Below are 6,071 nucleotides of genomic sequence, written 5' to 3'. Positions count from 1 at the left end.
GGAGGCGGCATGCATGGCCAGGGTCACGGCGTCAGGAGGCCCGTCTTGTCGCAGCTCAGCGTGTTGCCGGTCTGCACGCAGGTGGCGATCAGCTTGCCGGCCGTGCTGTAAGCCTTGAAGGTCCAGCCGGTGGCGGGCGACGCGTTGCGCTCCATCATCACGAAGCCGAAGCTGTTGAAGTGGCTGATCTTGTCGATGACGGTGCCGGGTGCGGGAACCATGCCGGCCGGCAGCGGATCGGGCAGCGCAACGTCCAGGTTGTCGCCGCCGTTGCCGGAGACGATGGTGGCCGGGTGGCCGGAGGCGAAGTTGATGGCCTGGAAGTCATGCACGTGGCCGTGCAGCGCGACTTGCACGCCGGACGGGTAGTAGGCCTGGGCATTGAGGTTGCCCATGACCGATTGCAGCGCCAGGTTGCCCGGGGCGGGGGTGCTGCCCGCGATCGGCGCGAAGGCCAGGATAGGGTGGTGATTGGTGAAGATGGTGGTGCTCATGCCGGGCTTGCTGGCCAGCCACCCTACCGTCTGGAATTGCTTCTGGTAGCCCAGGAACTGCGCGTCGGTGGTCTTCAGCGCGGCGGCGCCGGCCTTGGCCGAGTCGAACACGATGACCTGCGAGCCGGTGCCCAGTGCCACCGCATAGGGCTCGGTGTAGTTGGCGATGGCGTCGTTGGCGGGGTTGTCGCACGAACTCGTACTCGCGTAAGGGCGCGGATCGAGGAAGCGGAACCAGCCCTGGCCCGCGCGCGCGCATTCCTCGTGATTGCCGCGCACCACCACCCACGGCGCCTTGGCCAGCAGCGGAGCGGCGGGCTTGAAGAGGTCGGCCTGCCAGGCGTCCCAGCCATAGCCCCACGGGCTGCCCTGGCAGCCGGCGATATCCGGCGGGCACAGGTTTTCGCGGTAATGGTAGTCACCGATATGCAGCACCAGGTCGGGGTTCATGCCGGCGGCGGTGGCGGCGAGCGAGGCGAACGGCCAGGCCGTGGTGTCGCTGCAGGGCTGGTAGGCGTTGCCCGATTTCTTCAGGCGGCAGCCGGTATCGGCCAGCACCAGCACGCGTTGCGGCTGGGCCTTGGGCAGCGGCAGCGTTTGGCCGGCTACGCTGGCCTGCGCGGCGCCAGCCGGCAAGGTGGCTTCACATACCGAGACCGGAAATGCCGATGGCTTGGAATCGGACGGATCGCTGGCGGTGGTGCGCAGCGGCACCGTGCCGGCGCCCACGCGCAGCGCCATGCGCTGCTGCACGCCGTCCACGGTGAGCAACGGGCAAACGGAGTTGGACGGCAGCGCGCTGCCGGCGGCGGCGGTCGGTGCGGCATAGCTGGTGACTACGCGGGCGATGGCCTGGTTGCTGTCGCCGATCTCCACCCATGCGGTCTGGATGTTGGCGCTGGCGCTGGCGGCGTCGCCGGCCGGCGTCACTGGGGCCGTGGGGGTAGCCGGCGCCGCAGTCGTGTCTGTGCTGTCGCTGCCGCAGCCATGCAGTACGGCCGCGGTGCCCAGCATGGCCAGGATGGCGCCGATACCGAGGCGTGCCGCCGGTCCGGCGTGCCGCTTCGCTTTGTGGTTGCCCATTGTTGTTTCTCCCTGTTAGCGGGCAGGAATATACGGATGGGATGTTTCCACGAGATGACGATTATGTGTCACTTTGGCATGGCGCGGGTGGCGCGTGGCGCGCCCCGCATGGCTTCCGCCGCCGCCAGTTGCAGCTCGCGCGGCAATGCGGTGATGGCCGCGAGGAAGAAACGGCGCTCCGCCGGCCGCAGCTTGCCCAGCAGCCCTGCCAGGCGTTCCACCGTGGCAAACGCGGCGGGTGTGGCGCCGCGCTCGAAGGTGTGGAACCAGCTGGCTTCCAGCAGCAGGTTGGCGAGTTGCAGGGCGCCGTAGTGCACGTGGCCGGCATCGTGCTCCTCCAGCGCGAAACCGGCCAGCGACGACCAGCTGATAAAACCCTTGGCGCGGGCAAAGGGCGCGTGAAAGGGGCGCAGCGCGTCCACCGCTTCGTCCAGCGCCAGCGGCCGCTGCTTGCGGAAGGCCTTGAGCGTGCCGCAGCCGGCTGGCGTGCAGTTGCCGCGCGCGATGCGCAGCAGGAAGATAATGTTCCATGCCGAGCCGCCCCCTACGCCGAAGCGGTCGCAGATCCATTCCGACAAGCCAAGCCAGCGTACCGCCTGACGCTGCACCTGGCCCTCGGACCAGGCGCGCGCGGGGTCGATCAGGGCGTGGCTCCAGAACAGCCACAGGCACAGGCCCAGGTTGGCCGCGACGTGCTGCGCGGCATCGACGGAGTCCGCCTCGTAAGCGGCCTGCAGGGCGCCGGAGAAGCCTTCCACGGCGGCTTCGGCGGCCCGTCGGGCTGCCTCCGGCTGCATGGCCATGTCGCGGATCGCCACGCTCTTGTGGATCAGCGCGCCCAGGTTGAGGGTTTCGAAGCGCACGCGCGGGTTGTAGCGCACCACTGGCTGCAGCGCGGGATCGGCAGCGAGGCTTTCCAGCTCGGCCTGCGCGGCTTCCATCTGGTTGGCGGCATAGCGCTCCCAGGCGCGCACCACCCGTGCCATCGCGCCGAAGGTGGGCAGGGCGGTATCCACGGTGCCGGTGCCGACGATGCGGCCGAAGCGCTTCAGCGCCGCGCGGCTGCGTGCCAGGTCGTCGCTGCGCCGCCAGGCCAGGCTTTCCTTGAGCAGGGCGAACGCATGCTGGAAATCGTCGGTGGCGCAGCGCTGCGCGGCGTGCAGGGCGTCCGCCACGCCGTTGCTGGCCGCGCCGCCCACGCCGTCCTGCATGCCGCGCATGGCCTGGGTCAGGTGGCTCCAGTAACGGATGTCCCGCATGGCGTAAGCCACCCCGGGGCTGGCGTGGCGCTGACGATCTGCCGTGTCTGCCGAGGCGTTTTTCGCGAGGCGTTCCGCGCCGCGTTCCGTGGCAGGGCTGGCGGCGGCTCCGGCCATGCCTCCGGCACCCGGCGCGGGCAGGCCGGCGAAGCGCGCCAGCGCCTCGTCGCCGACGCGGCGTCCGCCGATGGTGAAGCGTATCCGCTTGCAGGCCGCCGGCGCGATCCAGAATGGGCCACGGCTGCGGCCCGCCGGGTTCAGCCAGGCCGGCGCCAGGGTGCGATCCGGTCCCCAGCCCACGGGCAGTTCCCAGCGCGCGAAATCCGCGAAGGCGCGCGAGACCAGCATGCGGATATTGGCGGTATCGGGGAAGCGGGTCTGCAAACGCACCGCCGGCAGGCCGGCTTCGCCGCTGCGCGTGGCCAGGCAGACGGCGGCGAGCAACCACAGGCTCTGGTAGCGCGCCGGCTCGCCATTGACGCTATAGGGGGCGGACAACTCGATGGTGAGCGAGGGCTGGCGCATGCGTTTGGGCTGGACAGGGCGGGGTGGCGTGTCGCGGAAGATACCATCAAGGGTGCGGTGAAGGTGCGGTGAAGGTGCTGTGTTACGCAGGTTACGGCTGGCGGGCTTGGCGCCGGGCCGCCGCGCTCCTATGCTCCGCTTCGTCTGCCAGGCCTGGCCAGCAATCCCGTCCGCTCCTGCCCATGGTGCGCGCCCCGGCGCGTCGCCGGCAGGGCGGGCCCGTCCCCCTTTGCAGCGACGGCTGCATCCGGGGGCACCCATAGCTACCAAGAATGATGGAGATAATCTTGAAGCGAATCGCAATCTTCGCCGCAGCGTGCGCGGCGCTATCCGCCCCGGCGGCCCGTGCGGAAGTCGTGGTGTGCACGGTGTTGGCCGACGCCGCCAGCGGCAAGCTCCTGAAACAGGAAGGTGCCTGCGGCAAACGCGTGACCGCGGCATCGACGTTCAAGGTCCCGATCAGCCTGATGGGCTTCGATTCCGGGCTTCTGGTGGATGAACATGCTCCGGCATTGCCGTTTCGCGACGCGTATCGGGAGAGCGACCCCGCCAAGCGCGTCACCACGGATCCGCAAGGCTGGATGAAGAACTCGGTCGTCTGGTACTCGCAGCAATTGACGCAACGGCTTGGCGAGGCGCGCTTCCGCCACTATGTGAGCGAGTTTCAATACGGCAACGGCGACGTTTCCGGAGATCCCGGCAAGCACAACGGGTTGACGCGCGCATGGCTCGGCTCATCGCTGAAGATCTCCCCGCTGGAGCAGATTGCCTTCCTGGAAAAGGTGGTGAACCGCAAGCTGCCCGTCAGCGCGCATGCCTATGACATGACCGGCCGCATCACGGCGATCGGCATGCTGCCGAACGGCTGGGCCGTTCACGGCAAGACGGGCACCGGCGCGCCGACACTGGCCAATGGATCCGGTGACTGGAGCCGCTCGTATGGCTGGTTTGTCGGCTGGGCGGAAAAGGATGGCCGGAACGTGGTCTTTGCCCGCCTGATCCAGGATGAGCGGAAAGAGTCCACCTACGCCGGGCCGCGCGCTCGCGAGGCCTTCCTGAAGGCGTTGCCGGGGATGCTGGACTCGCTCTGACCTCAGGCCGGGCTGGCGGCGGCAAAGGTCAGGCCGAACTTGCCAAGGTACTTGGCCAGCCGGTCGCTGTCGTTGCTGTGGCGCTTGCCCAGGCGCGACACCGCGAACAGCGCGCGGCCCGCCTCGGCCTGGCTCCGGCTGCGGCGGCACACGGCCAGCACGTAGTCGAGCTGGACCAGGTCGAAGGGATCCGTGGCGGCCAGCACGGCGGGGTCGAGCAGCGCTTGCGCCAGGCCCTGGCCGCACGCGTCCTGGTTGTAGTTGGCGTCCGGCGCGCTGCCGTCCTGCCATGACTCGCCCAGTCGCGCGATTTCCGCGGCCACCGCGCCGGTGTCGATGCGGCCGCTGTCGGCCAGCGTCATCATGCGCGTGACCGAGGCCGCGAGATCGCGGAAATTGCCGCGCCAGCAGGCCTGCGGCGAAACCGCGAAATCCAGCCAGGCCTGGCGCGCTTCCTTGTTGAAACGCACCTGGCTGCCGAGTTCGCGCGCCTGGCGCGCCAGCTCGTAGTCCAGGTTGGGCTCGACGTCTTCGGGGCGCTCTGCCAATCCCGGCAGGCGGTAGGTCCACAAGTTGATGCGCGCGAACAGGTCCTCGCGGAAGCGCCCCGCGCGGACTTCCGCGCGCAGGTCGCGGTTGGTGCCGGCAATCAGCTGGAAATCGCTCTGCACCTCCTTGTCGCCGCCCACCGGATAGAAGCGCTTTTCTTCGATGGCCTTGAGCAGCATGGCCTGCTCGTCCAGCCCCAGTTCGCCGATCTCGTCCAGGAACAGCAGCCCCTGGTGGGCCGAGCGCAGCCAGCCGGTGCGTTCGCCCTGCGCGCCGGTGAAGGCGCCCTTGACGTGGCCGAACAAGGCCGACATGGCGCCGTCGCCGCGGATGGTGGCGCAATTCACCTCGACAAAGCCGCCGCTGAGCTGGTGGCGGCCCTTTTTCAGCTCGAACACCCGCCGTGCCAGGAAGGACTTGCCGGCGCCGGTGGGGCCGGTCAGCAGCACCGGCGCGCGCGAGCGCAGCACCACGCGCTCGATCTCGTCGATCATCCGGTTGAAGGCGGGATTGCGGGTGGCAATGCCGGACTTGAGCAGGGACACCGCGTCCTGCTGCTCGCGCGAGAAGCGTGCCGCCAGCTGGTCGTAGCGGGAGAGATCGAGGTCGATGGCGGCGTAGCTGCCCGGCTGGCCGCTTTCCTGCCGGTATGGCGGCGAGGTCTGCAGCAGGCAGGCCGGCAGGTAGCGCGCCTCGGTCAGCAGGAACAGGCAGATCTGCGCCACGTGCGTGCCGGTGGTGATGTGGACCCAGTATTCCTCCTGCTCGGTATCGAAGCGATAGCCGCGCGCGAACTCGTGCAGCGAGGCATAGACCTCGCTGAAGTCCCACGGATCTTCCAGGGCCAGCAGATGGAGCCTGACTTCCGTCTCCGGCGAGACCTTGGCGATATCGGCCGCGACCTGCTCGGCCAGCGCCTGGTGGCGGCCGGTATGGAGCAGCTCGAAGCGATCCACCAGCAGGTCTTCATGCTGGCACAGCGCCACCGTGGGACGCCATTTCTCCCAGCGCGCCGAACCCTTGCCGCGATCGAGCTGGGTGCCGATGAAGCCGATGACGACTTTTCTCAT

At 68.9% G+C, this 6,071-nt stretch carries 4 protein-coding genes; 1 reads left to right on the top strand and 3 read right to left on the bottom strand.

Annotation, left to right across the window (positions count from 1 at the left end; translation table 11 throughout):
* Positions 1-23: 23 nt before the first annotated feature.
* Together P3W85_RS06095 and P3W85_RS06090 are read right to left on the bottom strand one after the other, a co-directional pair.
* On the bottom strand, positions 24-1,577 hold the full coding sequence (locus P3W85_RS06095) for a metallophosphoesterase family protein (RefSeq protein ID WP_276264116.1): 1,554 nt from the start codon (positions 1,575-1,577) through the stop codon (positions 24-26).
* Between the two features lie 68 nt (positions 1,578-1,645).
* A complete protein-coding gene (locus P3W85_RS06090; RefSeq protein WP_276264115.1) occupies positions 1,646-3,361 on the bottom strand; it encodes a hypothetical protein in 1,716 nt (571 codons plus the stop codon).
* Between the two features lie 275 nt (positions 3,362-3,636).
* On the opposite strand from P3W85_RS06090, the gene blaOXA reads away from it, so the two are divergent.
* On the top strand, positions 3,637-4,452 hold the full coding sequence (gene blaOXA, locus P3W85_RS06085; protein WP_430869503.1) for a class D beta-lactamase: 816 nt from the start codon (positions 3,637-3,639) through the stop codon (positions 4,450-4,452).
* 2 nt (positions 4,453-4,454) lie between these two features.
* Here the strand turns inward: blaOXA and rtcR are convergent, their stop codons facing one another.
* Complete coding sequence (rtcR, locus tag P3W85_RS06080; RefSeq protein WP_276264113.1) at positions 4,455-6,071, bottom strand: RNA repair transcriptional activator RtcR; 1,617 nt, start codon at positions 6,069-6,071, stop codon at positions 4,455-4,457.

The sequence above is a fragment of the Cupriavidus basilensis genome (assembly GCF_029335485.1).
Lineage (GTDB): Bacteria > Pseudomonadota > Gammaproteobacteria > Burkholderiales > Burkholderiaceae > Cupriavidus > Cupriavidus basilensis_E.
The sequence above is the reverse complement of the archived record's forward strand: the minus strand, read 5'-3'. Positions and strand labels throughout refer to the sequence as shown.

Coding starts and splice junctions, on each gene's coding strand:
- blaOXA (WP_430869503.1), top strand. CDS start 3,637: ATGGAGATAATCTTGAAGCGAATCGCAATCTTCGCCGCAGCGTGCGCG.
- P3W85_RS06090 (WP_276264115.1), bottom strand. CDS start 3,361: ATGCGCCAGCCCTCGCTCACCATCGAGTTGTCCGCCCCCTATAGCGTC.
- rtcR (WP_276264113.1), bottom strand. CDS start 6,071: ATGAGAAAAGTCGTCATCGGCTTCATCGGCACCCAGCTCGATCGCGGC.
- P3W85_RS06095 (WP_276264116.1), bottom strand. CDS start 1,577: ATGGGCAACCACAAAGCGAAGCGGCACGCCGGACCGGCGGCACGCCTC.